This window comes from Enterococcus sp. DIV0358 (assembly GCF_051713465.1).
Classification (GTDB): domain Bacteria; phylum Bacillota; class Bacilli; order Lactobacillales; family Enterococcaceae; genus Enterococcus; species Enterococcus faecalis.
In genome coordinates, this window is sequence record NZ_JBIOPX010000001.1 from 2,047,296 (window position 1) to 2,068,380 (window position 21,085).

Here is a 21,085-nt window from a genome sequence, read left to right on the forward strand (position 1 = left end):
CCTATCATGTTACTTCTGGAAATACTAGTCTTGTTCTTTAACAAATTTGGCTTTAGAAAGCCCTTGCCAAGGTAACCATTGATAATAAATCATTCCTTGAAGATCGGTCCGATAATAATTTATTTTTTGCTCCTCCAGCGTCGCTAATGTCTCCTGATGAGGATGTTTAAAACGATTATTCAGTCCAGCTGAAATCAATGCTTCTCGCGGATTAAGCTGTTTGATAAATCTTTTAGTAGACGACGTTTTACTACCATGATGACCGACTTTCAAGATGTCGATTTTCAACTGGGGATAGCGAGCCAACACTTGTTCTTCTCCTTCGGCTTCCAAGTCACCAGTAAATAAAAAATGCCGTCCGCCTAATTGTGTGGAAAACACTATCGAGTCATTATTGCCCCCAATACTGCTCTTATTTGGCGATAAAATTTGAAAAGAAACGGGCCCATTAATTCGCTTGGGCGCTAAAATTGGCCGACAGTCTGTTCCGCTTTTTTGGAGTTGTTTCAAGACTTGGCGAAACGAAAAATTGGCTTCAGCTGCTCCTTTAGGGAAATAAAGAACAGAAATTGGAACCTTCTGCGCAATAGCTAATAAATCGCCAAAATGGTCTTCATGTGCGTGTGTAATGATCACTTCATCTAAACGTTTGACCCCTTGACTTTTGAGAAAAGGAATCACTGAATATTCCGCTCCTGATCGACTATTTTTCCGTTGCCGCCAAGCTTCTTTGTCAAAAGACAACCGACCACCTGTATCGATCAGTGTATTTTTTCTGTGAAAAGGCGCTTGGATAAACAAACTATCCCCTTGGCCTACATCGATCATTGCAACAATGCCAATTGGCGAAAGGTATTTACTATTTATCAAAACAATTAGTAGTCCGATTGAGAAAAAAATTTTTTTAGACTTGTCTGCTAAATAAATCATCGAAAGACCGATTAGTAATAACAAACTAATTTGTATCCAAGCATTTAAATAGCCGATGGTCAGCTTCGGGTTTAAGTGAACTAGCACCCACTCAAATAAGCCATTCATTGTTAAAAATAGTGGTTCGAGCAAGGCTGCTAAATAGCGTGCTGGCATAATAATCACTAGAAAAAAGCTCAACGTCAAAAGCGGTAACAAGAACCGTTCAAAAATTGGTAACAAGAGAAATGTTAAGAAACTTCCTAACAAGGGCCATTCATAAAATGATTGGACTAAAATAGGTAAGGAAGCCACAGCCAATAGGAAAGAGCCTAAACAATTTTTAATGAAAGGCGAAGAATAACCAACCAATGTTTGCTCTAAAAACAGCAGAACAAAGGAAAGTAAGTAGCTAAATTGACCGCCGACTGAAAAAAAGAGGGTTGGCTGAACAATCAAGTGCACTAAGAGAGTTAAACTCCAACAATCGAGGGCCGGTACCTGCCAATTAAACCGTCGATTGAACGTATTGAGGTTTGTTTGTAAAAGCGCCCGCATGACACTGACTGAGAATCCTGTTAAACCAGCATATATCAGTGAAAAACCGCATTGCCACAAAAAATAACTTTCTTGCGTTCGGCGAGCAATTCTTAGCATTAGCAAGCGAAATAAACGAAGGAAAAAAGAAACATGCATCCCTGACAAACTAAAAAGATGCAAAATGCCTAATGCTGAAAATTTATCGCTTATTTCAGCAAATTCTTCATTACGAAAACCTAAGAGCAACGCATTCATATACATTGCACTAGTCTCAGCAAAATTTTTCTGAATATGTACCATCGCCCACTTCCGCCAGCCGCTAATGATTTCTTTAAACCGCCAAGAAAAAAAAGGACGCGGTTGTCCTATCTCCTCAATGAATAAAATAGCTTCGATTCCTTGATTCTTTAAAAATAGTTGATAATTGAAGCCATTTTTGTTGGTTTGACCTTGGGGCGAGTCTAAAATACCTACAGCGGTTGCCTGAATGGTTGTGGTTAGTTGTTGCCATTGCTGTTTTTCTTTCACACTTTTTAATTGGTAAAATGCCAGTACTTTCTGCCTTTTGCCTTTTACGATCCAATTGGCAGGAAATTTCACTTGATCGCCATCTACTTGTATTTCATCTGGTAATATCATTAGCTGTCCTGACAAGCGGACTTCTTTAGGCAACAAAGAGACTGGCTTTAACCACTGGAAAATCAATACGCCTCCTACTATTAAAAAACTGCACAAAAAACCTCCCAATATAACAGGAAAACTTTTTGTACAGACAATACGGATAACAGTGATAGAAAGAAGAAGAGCTCCTAATAAACTAGGTGCGAAAAGACACCACAGCCCACAACTAATCAGCAGAGCTATGAAGAACCAATTATTCCTCAGCTGAGGAAGGATTGTCCTCAAGCGTGGCAAATTCTTCTCCCCATTGTAATTCGGCAAAATATTTTGGTACTAAAGTCACTTTTTCAACCGTGGCTCCTACTTGTTCAATTAAATTTAGGGCGTACGCATCATTACGGTAATCCTTTAAATAATAAATCTTTTTAATCCCTGCTTGTAAAATCATCTTTGTACATTGCAGGCAAGGGAAATGTGTCACATAAATTTCTGCCCCTTCTGTAGGGACGCCAAACTTCGCACATTGTAAAATTGCATTCATTTCTGCGTGGATTGTTCGAACGCAATGATTATCAACAACATAGCATCCTTCATCAATACAATGCGTTCCGCCACTGACTGAACCATTGTAACCTCCTGCAATAATTCGTTTGTCGCGAACAATGGTTGCTCCGACAGTTAACCGTGTGCAAGTACTTCTTAATGATAATAAGACGCTTTGTCCCATAAAATATTGGTCCCATGGAATTCGTTCCATAATAAACCTCCTTTATTTTTAATGACTCCTGTGTTCGATTTGCCAAATCATTTAATCTTATTACAAATAGTATGTTATCCGCATCCCATAGTCAAGAATTCTCAGGAATTTTCTGTTAAAAGTTAGCCAGTCACTGTCAACATGTCTTTTAAACGTTCTACTGTTTTCTCTCCAATACCTGGAACATTTTTCAGTTCCTCGACGGTTTTAAACGGTCCTTGTTCGTCACGAAAACGAATAATCTCTTGTGCTTTTTTCGCACCGATTCCTGAAATCGTTTGTAGCTCTGCTTCTGTTGCCGTATTAAGGTTGATTTTTTCCTCCTGATTTTGCTGAGCAGGTGCCGATTCCTGCAGCGTTTCTAATGACTGTGCCACTGCTTCTCCTTTTTTGGGCACGTAAATAATCATTTGATCTTTTACTTTTTGAGCGTAATTGACCTGGGCAGTATCAGCTTCCTCGCTCACGCCTCCAGCTAAAGCTAAAGCATCCCAAATCCGCTGCTGATTTTTTAGTTGATAGATTCCTGGTACTTTCACTGCGCCTTTAATATCAACATAGATCATTGTTTCTGCCCTTTCTTTTGTGGTATCTGTGGCGACCTCTGCCATAGTGGTCAGACTTGTCTCCTCCCACATTGTGGTGTCTACTCGTGGCTCCTTATTAACCATCAAATAAATGCCCACTAATAGAGTTATCAAAATAACTATAGACGCGCCACTACCTAGCAATAGCCACTTTTTAGGTAACTGTTTCAACCAATCCATCGTTTGTCCTCCCTTCAAAATATAATTACGCATTTTTTAACAAAAAAATGCACCTGGACCAAAAATCACTAGTAATTTTTGGTCCAGGCGTACTTTTATTTTAATTTCTCTAGATAGTTCAAGGCATCTTGAACCGTTTTTACTGGGACAATTTTCATTTTTGTCCCAATTTTTTTCGCAGCTTCTTGTGCTTCTTGATAATTCGATTTGATTTTTGGCTCAACTTTTTTCATTTCTGAAGTTATTTCATCATCAGGTGCAAAGAAAATTTCTGCGCCGTTCTCACTGGCAGTTACAACTTTTTTGTCAATGCCTCCGATTCTACCAACGATTCCTTGACTGTTCATCGTACCTGTTCCAGCAATTTCATGACCTTTACGTAAATCTTTATGACTTAATTGTTCATAGGTCTGCAAAGTAAACATTAACCCAGCCGATGGCCCACCAATATCACCCGCTTCAATAGATACTGGGATAGAAGAATCAATTTCAGTATGATCAGTCAAACCAATACCAATCCCCGCTTTTTTATCTGTTGGCAATTCAATTAATTTGCCGGTCGCTTCTTTTGCTTTGCCATCTTGAATAAATTGAACAGTGACTTTTTGATTCACTTTTTGTGCTTTAATGTAATTCATTAATTCTTCACTGCTTTTAAAAGATTTACCATCCACGCCTGTCACGGTATCGCCAACTTCAATTTTTCCTTTAAAACTTGAGTTGTCTTCCATCGCTAACACATAGACACCTTTAAATTTCATCTCATATGGAACCTTCGCTAATTTTAAGGCTTGCTCAATTGCGGCGTTTTTTGAGGAATCCATATAATATTGTTGAATTCGATTATATTCGCTATTACTACTATCTCCCATTAATTCTTTTTTGGACATGACTTCTTGAAAATCCGAAAAGTTTGCTTTTATGGCAGAAAAAATAGTGGCCGAACGAATGCCCACCGTTGTTAAATAAAAAGCACCTGACTGCGTATCTTTTTTTCCATCAACAGTTACAAACTCTTTTAAATTTTCTGTCGTTCCTGGTCCTTCAATATAATAAGGAATTGGGACGATAAACAAACCAATTAGCAGCAATGCCAATACCATTGGAATGAGTGATTTAAACGAAAATTTTTCTGTTTTTTTATTCATTATTTTAGCTCCAGTCATTCTTCTTTTGTTTTAACGCATGATAAATATTGGGAGGAAGATAGTCAGACACATCGCCTCCAAAACGTAAAACTTCTTTTAGTAAACTGGAGCTTACATGTGCATATGTTTCTTCTGCTAATAGAAAAACCGTTTCAATTTCTGGCGCCAGATGTTGATTCATTTTAGCAATGTCTTTCTCGTACTCGTAGTCTTTGACGTTTCTAATGCCACGAATCAAAAAATTAGCCCCTAATGATTTTGCACTTTCCACAGTTAACTGGGTTTCTTGCATGATAACACGCACATTTGGCATTTCTTTAGTTGCTTCTTCAATTAAATATTTTTTCTCTTCTGGCGTAAATAATGTTTGCTTACTTGTATTTATAAAAACGCCAATGATGACTTCGTCAAATAACTTCGCACTGCGTTCAATCAAATTTAAATGACCATTTGTCATCGGATCAAAACTTCCGGGAAATAGAGCAATTTTACGCATCTTACGCCTCCTGACGATAAATCGTTACTTGAGTGATTCCGTAAACGGTTTCTCTTGTTTTTTCTAGTGTACCAATCGTTTCCGGTAATTTGACAGTTTTATCTGTTTCACAAACGATAACGGCTTCGTTTGTTAATAACTGCCGTTCTAACATCTTTTCTAATTGTGAAACAATTTCTTGTTTGGCATAGGGCGGATCCAATAAGACCAAATCAAATTGTAGCTTCTCTTCATAAAACTGTTCTAAGGCACGATTAGCATCCATTTTTCTAACTTCAAATTTTTCTGGTTCTTTTGTAATCGCAATATTTTCTTTAATTACTTTTAGTGCAGCAAAATTCTTTTCAATACAAATACTTTTGTCCATTCCACGAGAAACGGCTTCAATCGCTAACCCGCCACTTCCTGAATATAAATCCAGCGCCATTCCACCATCGAAATATGGACCAATCATATTAAAAATAGATTCTTTTACTTTATCTGTTGTAGGCCTAGTATTGTCGCCATCTAACGCTTTCAGGCGCCGTCCACCATATTCTCCAGAAATAACACGCATTGTTTCGACTCCTTTATCAATCATTCTTTTATAATTCATTATAACAAAAAGAGTGAAAAATGTTTGAAATTTCTCATAACATTTCTCACTCTTTTGCATTAGACATTCTCTGCTAAGCGAATCTCTGTAGATAATTCCTCTACTACATAGCCGTCGTCTTCTTGTTCTTGATAAGCCGCTTTGGTACCAATTTTTTCAGCAAAATTCATTTCGACATCTGGTCGATACGATTTATCGACACTACGAACAAAATGTAACTGATTAATTTTTTCCATGTTACTTTCAATATTTTCTTCATTCATGTAAATCACCACATATTTCATTTTTCGTGAAACATAGTGAATCAGTCCATATCGGCGTAACTGTTTTAACGGTTTTAATGTGTATACCCAAACAATTAGGCAACGACGCTCTTGAAGCGTAAATTCTTTTTCTTCTTTAGCTTGCATGGCAGCTTCCTCCACAACCTGAATGTTTCTTTCCTCGTTCAAAGAAAGGATTTCCAGCATCTACTTTAATATCTTCAGAAATTAGTTGCGCAATCTTTAAACCAATTGTATCTAGCAACGTTTGAACGTTTGTCTCAGCAAAACGATAGTTTGCAACGATTTCATTTAAATCAAGCGCCCGCTTTGCTTTACGTAGGGCTCGTTGTTTCTCCCGAAAATCGGGTGCATGAATTCCATAAGCCTCTACTCGCTCAAAAGCTGACTTAGCTTCTAAAAATGCTTTTTGTAACTGAGCAACTTCCGTCGAAGCATACATAGCTTTTTTTGTTTCTTTATAGTTTTGAACAGCATCACTTTCTAAAAGTGCTGAAATTAAGCATTCTGTTTGATCTTCAATTGCAAATAAATGTTCTGTCACAATCATAACTTTTCACTACTCTCCGTGATTTGCCTATTTTCTGGTCGTTTCTCTAATAAGACTAACACACCTTCATTGGAAAAGGCAACGCCCAATTCTGTCGTTTCTGACTCAGCAAAATAGCTATCATATTGCGGGTCCGAAAACCATGACAAAATAGTAAAGGTACTATCATAAACAGGTTCTTGGAAAATACCTGCTGGTTCTCTCAACGAAAGTTTGCTCGTTTTAACTAATAAAGAAAATTCGTCCTTAGTCAACTGAAAGGGACGAATGGCTGTATGTTCCTCTCTCGTTTGTAACAATTCTGCTTGTCGATTTGCCGACAAAATTGTTGGTGTATGATTAGCCAGCGTTTGATACAATGTTTGGGCATCTTTTTGACTTTGTGTGGAAACTGAAAAAGCAGCTTGCTTTTCTTGCTGTTTAACCAGATTCATGACATAAATCGCTTGGTTACTTTGAACAGGATCGAAGGTCATTGACTGCGTTATATCAACTGGCAAAGGAGAACCTTCATTTAATTGATACGGCATTTCCGTAAGCAACGTTTCTTTATTGACATAATTAACTGCCATCAAACCACCTGTCCGCTGATTAAAAAATAACACTGCAAAACTGCCATTATCAAAAGCAACCAGTGGTCGATAGTTCATATCTTCTTCCATCAGCTCGACATCGTAAGCTTCATGATGAAAATTAAATGCAAAATTCGAATAAATCGTCATTAAATCAGACAAGTCAGCAAGCTTCATATCTATCTTAAACGGTTCTATCATTTTGTCATTGTTAAAGGCCTTAATTGCGATGACTTTATTTTCTCGAACGTTGACTTCTAAGTAATCATTCATCGTCAAACCGAACGTCCATAATTCATACGTACGACCTGTTTTAATTTTTTCTTTAGGATTGCCAAACTGGCGGATAAAGGTTTCCACATCTTTCCCTATGTATACTGCGTAGCCAGAAGCTGGCAATTCTTCATGAGGAACAGCGGTGTGAGCGCTGGATAAGCGCCCACTTTGAGCTGTTTCGGTTGGTTTTTCAGCAGGGAAAAAAACTGGCTCTAAATATCCGATGAGTAGAACTGTTAAAAAAACAGCAGTAAAGGCCCAAAATCGCTTCATTTTTTCCCCTCTCATCTTATTTTTCTTTTACTTCTAATAACAAATCACCTGAGCTGATTGCTTCGCCTTCTTCAACATAAATGTGATCTACCGTGCCCGCAAAACGTGCTTCGATAGTCGTTTCCATTTTCATGGCTTCTGTAATCAGCAACGGCTGACCTTTTTCTACTTTATCGCCACGTTTGACCAATACTTGTAGAACAGAACCAGACATCGTTGCGCCGATTTGTTCTTTATTAGTTGGTTCCGCCTTTTGTTTTACTTGAACAGCTGACTTAATAGAGGCATCTTTAACTAAAACCTCACGACGTTGCCCATTCAAATTGAAGAACAAGACACGGTTTCCGTCAATATCAGGTTCGCCAATTTCATCTAAACGAATAATTAACGTTTTTCCTCGTTCAATTTGAACTTCCAATGTCTCTCCTTGACGAATACCATTAAAGAATGTTGGCGTATCTAATAAGGTTATATCTCCAAAGGTTTCGTATTTTTGACGATACTCTAAAAATACTTGTGGATACATTAAATAACTTAAAACTTCTTCCAATTTAGGTTGATACCCAATTTTTTCGGCTAATTCTTCTTGTACTTTCGCAAAATCAACTGGTGCTGCTAAGTCACCTGGCCGCTCTGTGAAGGCTGGTCGACCTTTTAGAATAATTCGTTGGAGCTCTTTCGGGAACCCACCAACTGGTTGACCTAAATCACCTTGGAAAAAAGTCACAACTGATTCAGGAAAACTTAGTTCTTCACCACGCGCATAAACATCTTGTTCTGTCAGATTATTTTGAACCATGAAGAGTGCCATGTCTCCCACGACTTTTGAAGATGGCGTCACTTTTACAATATCGCCAAACATCAAATTTACTGTGTGATACATTTTTTTGATTTCATCCCAACGGTGCCCTAAGCCTACCGCTTTTGCTTGCTGCTGTAGATTAGAGTATTGACCACCAGGCATTTCATGCATATAGACTTCTGTTTGCGGGGCATTTAACCCATTTTCAAATGGTTGATAATACATGCGCACATCTTCCCAATAATGATTGATTTTCTGTGCATTATCAATGTTAATAGTTGGCGTCCGTTCACCATTGACTAAAGCATAATATAGACTGTTCATACTTGGCTGGCTAGTTGCGCCACTCATCGCACTCATTGCGACGTCAACAATATCAACGCCCGCTTTAGTAGCTGCTGAATAAGTGATGATCCCATTGCCACTAGTGTCGTGAGTGTGGAGATGAATTGGTAAATCCGTGGCTGCCTTTAATTCACTAATTAAACGATAAGCAGCTTGTGGTTTCAATAAGCCAGCCATATCTTTAATCGCAATGATTTGTGCACCTAAATTTTCCAATTCTTTAGCCATATCAAGGTAATATTGAACATTATATTTTGCTCGGGCTGGATCATTGATGTCCCCAGTATAACAAATTGCTGCTTCCGCAATTTTTCCGGTATCCCGAACGACTTGAATACTTTTTTCCATTTGAGGAATCCAGTTTAAGCTATCAAAAATTCGGAAAACATCGACTCCTTGGCGAGCGGATTCTTTAATAAATTCTTCAATAACATTATCAGGATAATTTTGATAGCCTACCGCATTAGAACCTCTGAACAGCATTTGTAAAAGTGTGTTTGGCATCAACTGACGAATTTTTCTTAAACGTTGCCATGGGTCTTCGGTTAAGAAGCGATAGGCAACATCGAACGTAGCGCCACCCCACATTTCACTAGAAAACAGCTCAGGCAGGGCTGCATCAGTTAGACCAGCAATTGCTTTAAAATCTTGTGTTCTCACACGAGTAGCTAATAAACTTTGGTGCGCATCACGGAACGTGGTATCTGTCATTAACACACTTTCTTGATTCTTAACCCAATCGATGACGGCGGTTGCTCCTTGAGCGTCTAGAATATTTTTAGCTGTGATCACTTTTTCTGGAACTTCAATATCTGTCGGCACGCGCGGAGCTTCAAAATATTTTTTCTCCGTTCGTTCAATGCCAGGGAACCCATTGACCGTTACTTCTCCAATGTATTTCATCGTTTTATTGCCACGATCGCGCATACGAGGAAATTCAAATAATTCAGGTGTATTATCAATAAAGGTTGTTTTGGCTTCGCCAGATTGAAACGCTGGATAGCTCACAACATTTTGTAAAAACGGAATATTTGTTTTCACGCCACGAATCCGAAATTCTTTTAAGCAGCGTTGCATTTTACTGATTGCCTGTTCAAAAGAGAAACCATGCGTACAGACTTTAACCAATAAAGAATCAAAGTAGGGCGTCACAGCGTAGCCAGAATAAGCATTCCCTACATCTAAACGCACACCAAAACCACCTGGTGAACGATACGTATCGATTTTCCCTGTATCTGGCATAAACTGGTTCAGTGGATCTTCAGTCGTAATCCGACATTGAATAGCCGCGCCTTTTAATGTCAATTCGTTTTGTTCTGGCAAATGCATATCTTTATGCAAATCAAGCCCTTGCGCAATTTGTAATTGAGAGATCACAATATCAATATCTGTAATCATTTCTGTGATAGTATGTTCTACCTGAACACGAGGATTCACTTCAATAAAATAAAACTGATCCCCTTCTACTAAAAACTCAACCGTTCCCGCATTCACGTAGCCGACATGCGCCATTAACTGCACAGCAGCCGAACAAATGGCTGCTCGTTGTTCTTCATTCATTGATACACATGGTGCGACTTCTACCACTTTTTGGTGGCGCCGTTGAACGGAACAATCACGTTCAAATAAATGCAAGACATTCCCATGATGATCGCCTAAAATTTGTACTTCGATATGTTTAGGATTAGAAATATACTTTTCAACATAAACCTCGTCAGAACCAAAGGCTGCTTTCGCTTCGCTTTTTGCTCTTTCGTAACCTTCTCGTGCTTCCTTGGCATCGTGGGCAACGCGCATCCCGCGACCGCCGCCACCTAAAGCAGCTTTAATCATGATAGGAAAGCCATGCGTCTCACCAAAAGCTACGACCTCTTCCACCGTTGCTACTGGCCCATCTGAGCCTGGAATCGAAGCAATCCCCGCAGCTACAGCTGCTTCTTTCGCTTTAATTTTATCGCCAAAAATATCTAAATGATGTGTTTTAGGTCCAACAAAAATGATTCCTTCTTCTTCACAACGTTCGGCGAAGCGTAAGTTCTCAGATAAAAAGCCATAACCAGGATGAATGGCATCTGCTCCCGATTTTTTGGCAATTTGGATAATGTTTTCAATGTCTAAATAGGCTTCAATTGGTTTTTTCCCTTTACCAACTAAATACGCTTCATCTGCTTTGAAACGATGAACAGAATACTCATCTTCTGCAGCATAAATCGCTACTGTACGGATATCTAATTCTGTACAAGCTCTAAAAATTCGAATCGCAATTTCGCCACGATTGGCAACTAATACCTTTTTCATAACGTCACTCCTACCATCAATTTCCTTCAAATTTATTGGTTCTGTTCTAAAGATAAATAGTACTCATTTTCTAATTTCTGACGTGTTTCATCTGCACTGATATTCAGGACAAAGGCCACAGCAATCGAAATAATCAGCAAACTATTCCCACCTTGACTCAAGAACGGGAAAGTAATTCCTGTTAATGGAATAATCCCAGTAATCCCACCAACATTAATAAAGACTTGAATTAATAACATTGTACCAATTCCAATACACATTAGTGAATTAAAAGGTTTCTTCGAGCGTACACCGACTAAAATAATTCGCGCAATCATAAACATCAACAATCCTAAAATCGCTAGACCGCCGATAATGCCTAACTCTTCTAAAGTAATCGCAAAGATAAAATCCGTATGTGCTTCAGGTAAAAAGCCTTTTTTCTGAACACTATTTCCTAGACCTTTACCAAACCAGCCGCCATTACTGATTGCATAATAAGAATTAGCTAACTGATGGCCTAAGTTCCGTTCATCTAAAAATGGATTTTTAAAAACAGCAAAACGATTATAAATATATTGGTAACGCGCTGGGAAAATTTTTCCTTTCGACATAATTAATAACTGAATAGCCGTGATACTACCTAAAATGCCCAAGCCACCGACCAAGTAGGTATACATATAATTAATCCCACTTGCTAAAACCATCACGACGGTAATCAATGTTAGAATGGCCGCATTCCCGAAGTCAGGCTGGATTGCAACTAGAGCAATTAATACAAAAACGAGCATCAACGGTCGCCCGGCAGCTTGTTTAAATTGATCCATGCCTCCATTAATTGTCTTTTGTCGCCGTGCTAAAATATAAGACAAGTACCAGACAACCATAATTTTTAAATACTCAGCTGGTTGCATCGAAAATCCACCAATCTCAATCCAACCACGTGCGCCGTTAATTTCTTTCCCGATACCAGGAATCCGAACGGCTAAAACCATAACCGTAATTACTGCAATGGCAAACATGATAAAACTTCGATTCTGGAAAACGGATGTTTTCATCTTATAAATAAAAAACATTGCAACTAACCCTACCACCCAAAAGGCAACCTGGTTAATAACGAATGACGTAGGTGAAAAACCTTTCATTACTTGTAATGCGGATGTGGAACTATATACCATAATCAATCCCACGATGCTTAAAATTAAATATGGAATAAAAATACTATAGTCTAGCAAATGCCGTTTCTTTACTTTGTTTGGCAAAGCTTAACCCTCCTTGCCAATCTCGTTTTTTTCTTGTGTTTCTTCATAAACATCTGTATATAATTGATTCAATTCTCGTTCTAAATCACTTAGTAAGCGATGTCCTTCATCATTAGTTAAAATCCCCAAACGGGTCGCATAGGTCACTTGTCTTGAAAAACCATACATTTGTGTATCCACTACTTCTTCAAATGCTTTACATTGAGAAATACACAAACTGTTTTTTTGATTACGAATAAGCATTTTAATGCGTTCTGCATCGTCTTCTAATAATTGAATGGCAAATTTCTTTGAAATTCCTTCGTCCATTTGTACAGAACCTCCCTATCTTAATTAAATAATTATAACATAATTCTCAGTTAGATACATGATGATTTCAGAAAATTTCCTTTAAGAAATTTTCTAAAACCAAGCGATATATTAAGTAAGAAATATCTTTATATAACAAGCTTATTTTATCAATACAACAACAAATACATTAAAAGACTTTTTTCTTATTTTCTGCTTTTAATTTTAAATAAAATAACAAACTATATCATTTTTTTATCTCTTGATATTCTTTAATTACTTCTAAAAAGGCGGTGCCATATTTATCTAATTTATTTTGGCCGACCCCTTTTATTTGCAATAATTGAATCGTTGTTTGCGGTAATTTTTCACACATTTCTTTAAGTGTACTGTCGGAAAAGACTACATATGGCGGCACGCCTGCCTCTTGAGCCATGTCCATACGTAATTCGCGCAATCGTTCAAACAAGGCATCATCCACTGCTACTTTTCGAACTTTTTGGTCTTCTTTTCGGAAGACTTTCCGTTCTCCTAAAAGCACCTGAACACCTTCTGTCGAGACTGATAACAACGGAAATTGCCCATCAGAAGGAATTAAATAACGTTCTGCTGTTAAATAATCAATCAGCTGTGTGACTTCTTTTTGGGTGCGACCTTTCATTAGTCCGTATGTTGGCAAACGATCAAAATGCCATTGATCAATTTTTTGATCTTTTGAACCAGTCAAGACTTTACCAACTAAGCCCTTACCGAAACGTTCTCCCATACGTTTTACACAAGACAAGACTTTTTGGGCATCGACCGTAATATCGACTAATTCTCGATTATCCAGACAATTCGAGCAGCGACCGCAGTCCGTCCCTTCTTCACCAAAATAGCGTAAAATATATTTTTGTAAACACATTTGTGCATTCGCATATTGTGACATTTCCCGTAATTTCAAGTACTCTTTCTGCTTATAATCAATGGTCATTTCAGATTGTTCAATAAAGTATTGTTGAATTTGCAAGTCTTGTGGAGCAAACATTAACACAGCATCACTAGGTAGACCGTCACGACCAGCTCGGCCCGCTTCTTGGTAATAAGATTCAATATTTCCTGGTACTTGTGCGTGAATGACAAAACGAACATTACTCTTATTAATCCCCATACCAAAGGCATTTGTTGCTACCATCACTTGCACTTGATCATACAAGAACGCTTCTTGATTTTCACTACGTAACTGTTCACTCATGCCCCCATGATACATCCCAGCTGCAATTTTTTTACTTTCTAATAAATGATAAATTCGTTCAACTTCCTTCCGCGTGCTTGCATAGATAATACCTGATTGCCCAGTATTCATCTTTAAATATTCCAAAAGAAAAACGTCTCTGTTTTGATCTTTCACGACTTGAAAAGATAAGTTTTCTCGAGCGAACCCTGTTTTGATTTCATTTTCTGATGGAATTCTTAATTGTTTAACAATATCCTCCGCTACTTGTGGCGTTGCTGTAGCTGTTAGTGCAATCACAGTTGGTTGCTGTTGAAATTGATCAATAATCTCTGCTAAACGCAAATAGCTTGGACGAAAATCATGCCCCCATTGTGAAATACAGTGTGCCTCATCTACTGCCAATAAATCAATTGGTACATGTGTCAGCATCTGTTGAAAATCATAAGATTCTAATCGCTCTGGCGCAACATACAATAGCTTGACTTCTTTGTTAACCGCTAATTGAATACGTTGATTCATTTCTTGATAGGAAATGGTACTATTGATATATGTAGCTGGAATCCCCATTAAATTCAGGGCATCTACTTGATCTTTCATTAAAGAAATTAATGGTGAAATCACCAATGTTAAATTATCCAGAAGTAAGGCTGGCAACTGATAACAAATTGATTTGCCTCCACCTGTTGGCATAATGCCTAAGACATTTTCTTGTCGCAATACATGACGAATAATCGTTTCTTGTCCTGGCCGAAAATCATCATAGCCAAATGTATCTTTTAATAATTCTTGTAATGCACTCATTTATTGCGCTCCAATCTTTGTTCTACAAGTCATTTTAACACGCTAATCTAACAGGAACAAGGTGTGTTAAAACAAGACACAATCGTGAAACACCAGTTAACGTGAAACATCAAAAAGAATGAAAAATTGTGAAAGCTTGCTATCAAAAGCTTTCAAAAATAGCGACATTTGCTTGTTGTGGATAACGAGTAGTTATCCACACATAAAAAATATACTTATCTTAAAATACGCATTAATTCGTTTTTACCATCAAAAAAACCAACTATTTTCGTAGTAAAACGAGCATAGTTGGTTTAAATGTTTATTTGTCGAAAAATTATTCAGCTTTTTTCTTTTTCTTGCTTGCTTTTTCGCGTTCGTTTTTGTTAAGAATTTGTTTTCTTAAACGGATGCTTTCTGGTGTTACTTCACAGTATTCATCTTCATTCAAGAATTCTAATGATTCTTCTAACGTTAATTTTTTCGGTTTTTTGATGACTGATGTTTGGTCTTTCGTTGCCGAACGAACGTTAGTCATTTGTTTAGCTTTTGTGATGTTCACAGTTAAATCGTTGTCACGGTTGTTTTCCCCAACAATCATTCCTTCGTAAACTTCTGTCGTTGGTTCAACGAAAACTGTACCACGTTCTTCAATACTCATAATTGAGTAAGTCGTTGCCTTACCAGTATCGATTGAAACTAATGCACCTTGATGACGGCCGCCAATCGTTCCTTGAATCATTGGTAAGTATTGATCGAAGGTGTGGTTCATAATACCATACCCACGAGTCATTGATAAGAATTCTGTTGAATAACCAATTAAGCCACGAGCTGGTGCTAAGAAGATTAAACGCATTTGTCCGTTACCGGCATTAATCATATCTTGCATTTCGCCTTTACGTAAACTTAGTGATTCAATCACGCTACCCATGTATTCTTCAGGTGTGTCAATTTGAACACGTTCAAATGGTTCACATTTAACCCCGTCAATTTCACGCTCAATAACTTCTGGACGAGAAACTTGTAATTCATAGCCTTCACGACGCATGTTTTCAATTAAAATTGATAAATGCAATTCGCCACGGCCTGATACAGTCCAAGAATCTGGGCCAATTGGATCAACACGTAAAGATACGTCTGTTTGTAATTCAGCCATTAAACGTTCTTCGATTTTACGAGCGGTAATGTATTTTCCTTCACGTCCCGCAAATGGAGAATTGTTAACTAAGAAAGTCATTTGTAAGGTTGGCTCATCAATGTGTAGAATTGGTAATGCTTCTTGATTGTGAACATCTACAACTGTTTCCCCAACGAAAATGTCTTCCATTCCGGAAACGGCAATTAAATCGCCCGCTTTTGCTTCATCAATTTCCACACGTTGTAAGCCAAAGAAACCTAAAATTTTCGTTACACGGAAATTTTTCACGCTGCCATCTAATTTCATCAACGCAACTTGGTCGCCGACTTTCATTGTGCCACGGAACACACGGCCAATCCCAATACGTCCAACGTAATCGTTGTAGTCTAGTAATGAGACTTGGAATTGAAGTGGCTCGTCTGAATTATCAACTGGAGCTGGCACATGTTCAATAATTTTATCAAAAATTGGGGCCATTGTTGGCTCTTGATCTGCTGGATCATCTGATTCACTTGAAGTTCCGTTTAAAGCAGAAGCATAAACAACTGGGAAATCTAATTGATCGTCGTCTGCACCTAATTCGATGAATAACTCTAAAACTTCATCTACTACGTGTTCAGGACGAGCAGAAGGTTTGTCAATTTTGTTAACAACCACGATTGGTGTTACTTTTTGTTCTAATGCTTTTTTCAATACGAAACGTGTTTGAGGCATTGTTCCTTCATACGCATCGACAACTAAAACAACACCGTCTACCATTTTCATGATACGTTCTACTTCACCACCGAAGTCCGCGTGTCCTGGTGTATCTAGAATGTTGATACGTGTACCGTTATAATCTACGGCTGTATTTTTTGCTAAGATAGTAATTCCACGTTCACTTTCAAGTGCATTGGAATCCATTGCACGTTCTTGTAATTGTGTATGCCCATCTAAAGTGTCAGATTGTTTTAAAAGTTCATCTACTAAGGTTGTTTTACCATGGTCAACGTGGGCGATAATTGCCACGTTACGAATATCATCTCTGTATTTCAATTTAATTGCTCCTTATCTATATACGCTTATGTTACTTAAGTCCATAAAAGCCGACTGCTTATTATAGCAAACTTTTTTCATTAAAAAAAGGCTTTCGCCTGCAAAAATAATGAAAGTTTTAGAAATTATTCGGCTTTTTCTGAAAACAAGGACATTTTTTTACAAATTTTTCTCTTTTAAAAGAGGAAGAGCCTTACCTTTCAGCAACGCTCTTCTTTGATTATTCCGATTCATTTAAATACTGGGTAAATACTTCATCATAGGTTTCAGGCGTTGCTGCAATAAAGTATTCACGACCCGTAAAAGTTAATGGTTTTCCTGTAATACCAGAGTATTTAAACCTAAATTCTTCCAAAAGTACTAAGCCTGCTGCATAATCCCAAGGACTTATATTAGATAAATAGCCATGATGGTTGCCTTTTAACATAGCAATAATTTCCAAACCTGCACAACCGCTAATACGCACGCCCATGCTTGCTTGTCCGATTTCCGTTGCGTGATGAATATTTTTTCCATGCATGTAAGCATTCATGCCCCATAATCCATCTGCCAAGGCTTTCATAGTAGGCGCTTTTAATAATTGATTATTCCGATAAACGCCAAGTCCTTTGCCGCCCCAATAAAGTTCTTCTCGCATCACATCATAGATAAAACCTAATTTACCAATGCCGTCTTCATAAACAGCTAACATAATACAAAAATTTTCTCTTTCCATCACGAAATTCATTGTGCCATCAATCGGATCGATGATCCACACGCGACCAGCAAAACTTTTTAAAGTATTGTAGCCTTTTTCTTCCCCTAAAATTTGATCTTCGGGAAAATTTGTTTGAATTTTATTCATTAAAAATTCTTGGGTTTGTTCATCCATATTTGTCACTAAATCAGTGCGGCCATTTTTCTGTTGAACGGTTAACTCTGATTCCAAGTTCATTCGAATCACATCGGCTGCTTCAAAAAGCCAACTTTGAATTGTTTGAATAAATTTTTGCGTTTCAGTCATCTAATCATCCCCCAGCTTTAATTTACCGCTTCCCTGTTTTTTAGCTTGTTGAAGCGTACGATATAACGAATATCCTGAAGCATTTTCAAATTCACGACCTAAGCGTTTTTCTTCGCCGATACTTTTAACGACCGTTTTAAATTGTTGATAAGTTGTTAAAAATTTGTCAACAGGTAAGCCTGTTTCATTGGCTTGCTCAACTGCTGTCCACATATTAGTGACAATCACCATTTCCTCTGTCGTCCAATCTAAATCTAATGGATATTGATAGTCTTTCATGTCTTCACCTCATCTTCTCTAGTTTAGCATATTTTCATAAAAAAACATCTTATTTACGTCGATTTTTTAATGCGTTAAAGAGAGGATATTCTGCTGTTCCTTTACGATACAAACTTTGTTGCGAAGCATAAATACCGCTATTTCCTGAACACATAAAACTGATTAAGCAGACCATGAAAAAATAGACCGCCGCTTCACTACCAAATAGTTCAATGCCCATAATGAAGCAAGCAATCGGCGTATTCGTGGCGCCAGAAAAAACACCAATAAATCCTAAACCTGCTAAAAAAGGAATTGATAGATGTAACAAAGGGGCCAAAGAACTACCTAACGTAGCCCCAATTTCAAACAATGGCGTCACTTCTCCTCCTTGGAATCCGGCACCCAAGGATAACACCGTAAAGAATAATTTCCCAACAAAATCAAAAGGCTGCGCATTGCCTGCAAAAGCATCTTCTAGTAAAGGTAAACTCAAGCCTAAATAACGTTGGTTGTTTAAGACGAGCACAAACAGAACGACAATGGCAGCGCCAAGAAACGCACGAAGGTAGACATTAGCAAACCAATTTGCATAGGTCTTTTTTAAAAAGACAATGGAACGACTAAAAACCCAACCTGCCAAACCAAAACAAATCGATGCCAAAAATAATTTTACAAATAGTTCAACCGACCAAGTCGGAATTTTGCCCATCGGATAATGCGTATGTGTTACACCAAAACTTTCAGTCACAAAATTAGCAAATAAGCCTGCAAAAAAACTTGGGAAAAGTGCCTCTGCACGAACTTTTCCAATCGCCAAAACTTCTAATCCGAAAACCGTTCCCGCTAATGGTGTGCCAAAAACAGAACTAAAACCTGCACTAATTCCGCTAATAATAATTACTTGTCGTTCCAAAGCGGACAGTTTAAAGACTTTTCCTACAGCATTTGCGATTGTGCCCCCCATTTGCACCGCCGTTCCTTCACGACCAACGGAACCACCAAATAAGTGCGTAGTAATCGTGCCAAACAATGTTAAAGGAATTAAGCGCAAGGGAATATCTTCTTCCCCACCATTGCCTTGTTCAATCACTAAGTTATTTCCTCGGCTAGCATTTTTCCCAAAACGCGTATAGAAATACGTAAAAACGACACCGCTAATGGGGAGGATAAAGAGTAACCAAGGATTTGCTAAACGAACATCTGTTACATAGGTGAGACTCTTTAAGAAAAAGGCGGATAACGCCCCCATAAATAAACCAATAATTGCGGTAATGAGCAACCATTTTGCCATATACCCGCCAATTGATAGTAGTTGCTTTGTTTCTTTTTTCACTTTACATGCTCCTTTACAATTTTCTTATCGCCAATCCTAGCGTACAGAAAAAGCCTACCAAAGGGTACACTTCTCCCGTTTGGTAGGCGTCATTAATTTATTCGTCCAATAAATAGTTCGTGGTGAACACCATCACCATGTTGCTATTAAACTATTAAAAATAATACCACGCAACTCTGGAAAGTGCAATAGAAGAATAACTCATTACCTTTAACAACCTTCACGTGTCTTTTTAGACACTAGTTCATTAAAAAAAATAACCATGATTTCTTCGCTTTCCAAATCTAACAACTTAGAAATCAATTTAATATCTGAAGCTTTAAATACAACCTCTCCTTTTAATTTCTTATAAATTGTTGAAGCTGAGATTGGTTGACCTGCAGCGGTCATTTCACTTGCTAACCATTCAACATTTTTCCCTTTTAATTTCAATTTTGAATGAATTAAATTTGATTCCATTTTACTCCCCCTTTTCACCCCTTTTAGTGTCTTATTAGACACTGGAAGTATATCATTTTGTGAAAAAACCGTCAATATATGCCTATTCAATAGTTATTTATCACTCTATGTATAGAGTAAAACATGTTTCTTTTGCGACACTTTTTGTGCTAGAATGTTTTTACGGAGGTGGTTTTTTGAAAGAGAATTTTTTGAAGCAAAAACGGATGGAGAAAAATCTTACATTAGAACAAGTTGGAAATTTTGTTGGTGTTGGAAAAAGTACCGTCAGGAAATGGGAAACTGGAATGATTGAAAATATGGGGAGGGATAAAATTGTCGCCTTATCTAAAGTTTTAGATGTATCACCTCTTGAAATCTTAGGTATTCCTGAAACGGAAGAAACGCCATTTGTTGTCCCGACCAATATTATGAATGTTTACAAACAATTGACAACTGAAAATCAAGAAGCAGTCTATCGATATGCTCAAAAGAAATTAACAGAACAAAATTACTTTTAATATTTATTTTAAATAGATGAATGCTAGACTTTTTAGTCAACGTCAAACAAAAAAAGCTTATCCTTACGGATAAGCTTTTTATTAGATTGACTGTTGGCCAAAATACTGACGCCATTTGGTTTTCATGGCTGTCGTCATCGGCAACGCCGCTTCTTTCACAGCACAATATTTGTCAACAAAGGTTACAATGTAACTTTCTTTGTATTTTGGTGGTGCAATAGTTGCACCCCACATATGTTTAATAATAATGTCTCGTTCTAAATCAGACAACTCTGTAATTTTTTCAGCATTTTTGGCTGCAATTCGTGGATGAACATAGGCATGAGAGCCTTCGTCAAACTTTGTTGTGCGCCAATCATAGTAAAACAAATCATGTAATAAACCAGCACGAGCTGTTGCACGAGCATTGCCGTTCCAACGCTTTGCTAATTTATAGCTATGATAGGAAACACTAATTGAATGTTCTAAACGAGTTGAATGCATATGTTGTGTGTATTCTGCTAATTTTTGGACTTCTTCGGTTGCTAATAAATCTTCTACATAAGAAAGATATTCTTCGTCTTCACGCCATTTTTCTGTCATATAATTGGGTGCCACC

The 21,085-nt window shown here is 37.7% G+C and carries 20 protein-coding genes and 1 riboswitch; of the genes, 1 reads left to right on the forward strand and 19 read right to left on the reverse strand.

Translation table 11 applies throughout. The annotated features are described in order from the left end of the window. Positions 1 to 24: 24 nt before the first annotated feature. The 18 genes from IGK70_RS09865 to IGK70_RS09950 all read right to left on the reverse strand — a co-directional run bounded on the left by IGK70_RS09865 (position 25) and on the right by IGK70_RS09950 (position 20,062). Positions 25 to 2,289, reverse strand: coding sequence for a DNA internalization-related competence protein ComEC/Rec2 (locus tag IGK70_RS09865; RefSeq protein ID WP_174114998.1), 2,265 nt, complete (start codon positions 2,287 to 2,289; stop codon positions 25 to 27). A gap of 34 nt (positions 2,290 to 2,323) precedes the next feature. Then, on the reverse strand, positions 2,324 to 2,827 hold the full coding sequence (locus IGK70_RS09870) for a ComE operon protein 2 (RefSeq protein ID WP_002356697.1): 504 nt from the start codon (positions 2,825 to 2,827) through the stop codon (positions 2,324 to 2,326). 122 nt (positions 2,828 to 2,949) lie between these two features. After that, positions 2,950 to 3,627 carry a helix-hairpin-helix domain-containing protein gene (locus IGK70_RS09875; protein ID WP_071981539.1) on the reverse strand — a complete coding sequence of 226 codons (678 nt, stop codon included), beginning with the start codon at positions 3,625 to 3,627 and terminating at the stop codon, positions 2,950 to 2,952. Positions 3,628 to 3,689: 62 nt separating this feature from the next. After that, entirely contained in the window at positions 3,690 to 4,760 is a 1,071-nt protein-coding gene (locus tag IGK70_RS09880) for a SepM family pheromone-processing serine protease (RefSeq protein WP_002382735.1), read from the reverse strand. Further along, positions 4,747 to 5,238: a pantetheine-phosphate adenylyltransferase gene (coaD, locus tag IGK70_RS09885; protein ID WP_071981540.1), complete on the reverse strand. Its 492-nt coding sequence runs from the start codon at positions 5,236 to 5,238 to the stop codon at positions 4,747 to 4,749. The genes IGK70_RS09880 and coaD overlap by 14 nt, the downstream gene beginning before the upstream one ends. A 1-nt stretch (position 5,239) precedes the next feature. Continuing rightward, on the reverse strand, positions 5,240 to 5,833 hold the full coding sequence (gene rsmD, locus IGK70_RS09890; protein WP_002414371.1) for a 16S rRNA (guanine(966)-N(2))-methyltransferase RsmD: 594 nt from the start codon (positions 5,831 to 5,833) through the stop codon (positions 5,240 to 5,242). 59 nt (positions 5,834 to 5,892) lie between these two features. After that, the gene (locus IGK70_RS09895; protein WP_002359714.1) at positions 5,893 to 6,243 is read right to left on the reverse strand and encodes a YlbG family protein; all 351 of its coding nucleotides are present in this window, start codon (positions 6,241 to 6,243) and stop codon (positions 5,893 to 5,895) included. After that, positions 6,233 to 6,667, reverse strand: coding sequence for a YlbF family regulator (locus IGK70_RS09900; RefSeq protein ID WP_002400862.1), 435 nt, complete (start codon positions 6,665 to 6,667; stop codon positions 6,233 to 6,235). Before IGK70_RS09900 ends, IGK70_RS09895 begins: the two co-directional genes overlap by 11 nt. Next, positions 6,664 to 7,788 carry a CAP-associated domain-containing protein gene (locus IGK70_RS09905; RefSeq protein ID WP_080488180.1) on the reverse strand — a complete coding sequence of 375 codons (1,125 nt, stop codon included), beginning with the start codon at positions 7,786 to 7,788 and terminating at the stop codon, positions 6,664 to 6,666. Before IGK70_RS09905 ends, IGK70_RS09900 begins: the two co-directional genes overlap by 4 nt. Before the next feature lie 16 nt (positions 7,789 to 7,804). Continuing rightward, complete coding sequence (locus IGK70_RS09910) at positions 7,805 to 11,233, reverse strand: pyruvate carboxylase (RefSeq protein ID WP_002376701.1); 3,429 nt, start codon at positions 11,231 to 11,233, stop codon at positions 7,805 to 7,807. A 32-nt stretch (positions 11,234 to 11,265) separates the two neighbouring features. Further along, a complete protein-coding gene (locus IGK70_RS09915) occupies positions 11,266 to 12,474 on the reverse strand; it encodes an FtsW/RodA/SpoVE family cell cycle protein (protein WP_071981542.1) in 1,209 nt (402 codons plus the stop codon). 3 nt (positions 12,475 to 12,477) lie between these two features. Continuing rightward, positions 12,478 to 12,783 carry a YlaN family protein gene (locus IGK70_RS09920; protein ID WP_002356684.1) on the reverse strand — a complete coding sequence of 102 codons (306 nt, stop codon included), beginning with the start codon at positions 12,781 to 12,783 and terminating at the stop codon, positions 12,478 to 12,480. 226 nt (positions 12,784 to 13,009) lie between these two features. Beyond that, positions 13,010 to 14,779: a DNA helicase RecQ gene (gene recQ / locus IGK70_RS09925; RefSeq protein WP_071981543.1), complete on the reverse strand. Its 1,770-nt coding sequence runs from the start codon at positions 14,777 to 14,779 to the stop codon at positions 13,010 to 13,012. Between the two features lie 316 nt (positions 14,780 to 15,095). Continuing rightward, positions 15,096 to 16,931 (reverse strand): translational GTPase TypA, encoded by a 1,836-nt coding sequence (gene typA / locus IGK70_RS09930; RefSeq protein ID WP_002356682.1) that lies wholly within the window; start codon positions 16,929 to 16,931, stop codon positions 15,096 to 15,098. 220 nt (positions 16,932 to 17,151) lie between these two features. Then, complete coding sequence (locus IGK70_RS09935) at positions 17,152 to 17,934, reverse strand: inositol monophosphatase family protein (RefSeq protein WP_071981544.1); 783 nt, start codon at positions 17,932 to 17,934, stop codon at positions 17,152 to 17,154. Continuing rightward, positions 17,935 to 18,213, reverse strand: a complete 279-nt coding sequence (locus IGK70_RS09940; RefSeq protein ID WP_002356679.1) for a UPF0223 family protein — start codon at positions 18,211 to 18,213, stop codon at positions 17,935 to 17,937. A gap of 49 nt (positions 18,214 to 18,262) precedes the next feature. Continuing rightward, the gene (locus IGK70_RS09945; RefSeq protein ID WP_071981545.1) at positions 18,263 to 19,528 is read right to left on the reverse strand and encodes a voltage-gated chloride channel family protein; all 1,266 of its coding nucleotides are present in this window, start codon (positions 19,526 to 19,528) and stop codon (positions 18,263 to 18,265) included. Between the two features lie 76 nt (positions 19,529 to 19,604). Further along, a riboswitch (Fluoride riboswitch) is annotated at positions 19,605 to 19,674 on the reverse strand. Positions 19,675 to 19,738: 64 nt separating this feature from the next. Continuing rightward, positions 19,739 to 20,062, reverse strand: a complete 324-nt coding sequence (locus tag IGK70_RS09950) for a hypothetical protein (protein WP_002384203.1) — start codon at positions 20,060 to 20,062, stop codon at positions 19,739 to 19,741. Positions 20,063 to 20,193: 131 nt separating this feature from the next. Here IGK70_RS09950 and IGK70_RS09955 point away from each other — a divergent pair, with 131 nt between their 5' ends. Next, complete coding sequence (locus tag IGK70_RS09955) at positions 20,194 to 20,487, forward strand: helix-turn-helix domain-containing protein (RefSeq protein ID WP_048941565.1); 294 nt, start codon at positions 20,194 to 20,196, stop codon at positions 20,485 to 20,487. A gap of 81 nt (positions 20,488 to 20,568) precedes the next feature. Here the strand turns inward: IGK70_RS09955 and IGK70_RS09960 are convergent, their stop codons facing one another. Continuing rightward, positions 20,569 to 21,069, reverse strand: coding sequence for an HD domain-containing protein (locus IGK70_RS09960; protein WP_002356666.1), 501 nt, complete (start codon positions 21,067 to 21,069; stop codon positions 20,569 to 20,571). Positions 21,070 to 21,085: the final 16 nt, after the last annotated feature.

What these genes read in the sequence shown, in the direction of transcription:
- IGK70_RS09900 (WP_002400862.1), bottom strand. Translation starts at nt 6,667, where the DNA reads ATGATTGTGACAGAACATTTATTTGCAATTGAAGATCAAACAGAATGC.
- IGK70_RS09880 (WP_002382735.1), bottom strand. Translation starts at nt 4,760, where the DNA reads ATGACTGGAGCTAAAATAATGAATAAAAAAACAGAAAAATTTTCGTTT.
- IGK70_RS09895 (WP_002359714.1), bottom strand. Translation starts at nt 6,243, where the DNA reads ATGCAAGCTAAAGAAGAAAAAGAATTTACGCTTCAAGAGCGTCGTTGC.
- recQ (WP_071981543.1), bottom strand. Translation starts at nt 14,779, where the DNA reads ATGAGTGCATTACAAGAATTATTAAAAGATACATTTGGCTATGATGAT.
- IGK70_RS09960 (WP_002356666.1), bottom strand. Translation starts at nt 21,069, where the DNA reads ATGACAGAAAAATGGCGTGAAGACGAAGAATATCTTTCTTATGTAGAA.
- IGK70_RS09910 (WP_002376701.1), bottom strand. Translation starts at nt 11,233, where the DNA reads ATGAAAAAGGTATTAGTTGCCAATCGTGGCGAAATTGCGATTCGAATT.
- IGK70_RS09875 (WP_071981539.1), bottom strand. Translation starts at nt 3,627, where the DNA reads ATGCGTAATTATATTTTGAAGGGAGGACAAACGATGGATTGGTTGAAA.
- IGK70_RS09955 (WP_048941565.1), top strand. Translation starts at nt 20,194, where the DNA reads ATGGAGAAAAATCTTACATTAGAACAAGTTGGAAATTTTGTTGGTGTT.
- IGK70_RS09940 (WP_002356679.1), bottom strand. Translation starts at nt 18,213, where the DNA reads ATGAAAGACTATCAATATCCATTAGATTTAGATTGGACGACAGAGGAA.
- rsmD (WP_002414371.1), bottom strand. Translation starts at nt 5,833, where the DNA reads ATGAATTATAAAAGAATGATTGATAAAGGAGTCGAAACAATGCGTGTT.
- IGK70_RS09905 (WP_080488180.1), bottom strand. Translation starts at nt 7,788, where the DNA reads ATGAAGCGATTTTGGGCCTTTACTGCTGTTTTTTTAACAGTTCTACTC.
- IGK70_RS09870 (WP_002356697.1), bottom strand. Translation starts at nt 2,827, where the DNA reads ATGGAACGAATTCCATGGGACCAATATTTTATGGGACAAAGCGTCTTA.
- coaD (WP_071981540.1), bottom strand. Translation starts at nt 5,238, where the DNA reads ATGCGTAAAATTGCTCTATTTCCCGGAAGTTTTGATCCGATGACAAAT.
- IGK70_RS09920 (WP_002356684.1), bottom strand. Translation starts at nt 12,783, where the DNA reads ATGGACGAAGGAATTTCAAAGAAATTTGCCATTCAATTATTAGAAGAC.
- IGK70_RS09935 (WP_071981544.1), bottom strand. Translation starts at nt 17,934, where the DNA reads ATGACTGAAACGCAAAAATTTATTCAAACAATTCAAAGTTGGCTTTTT.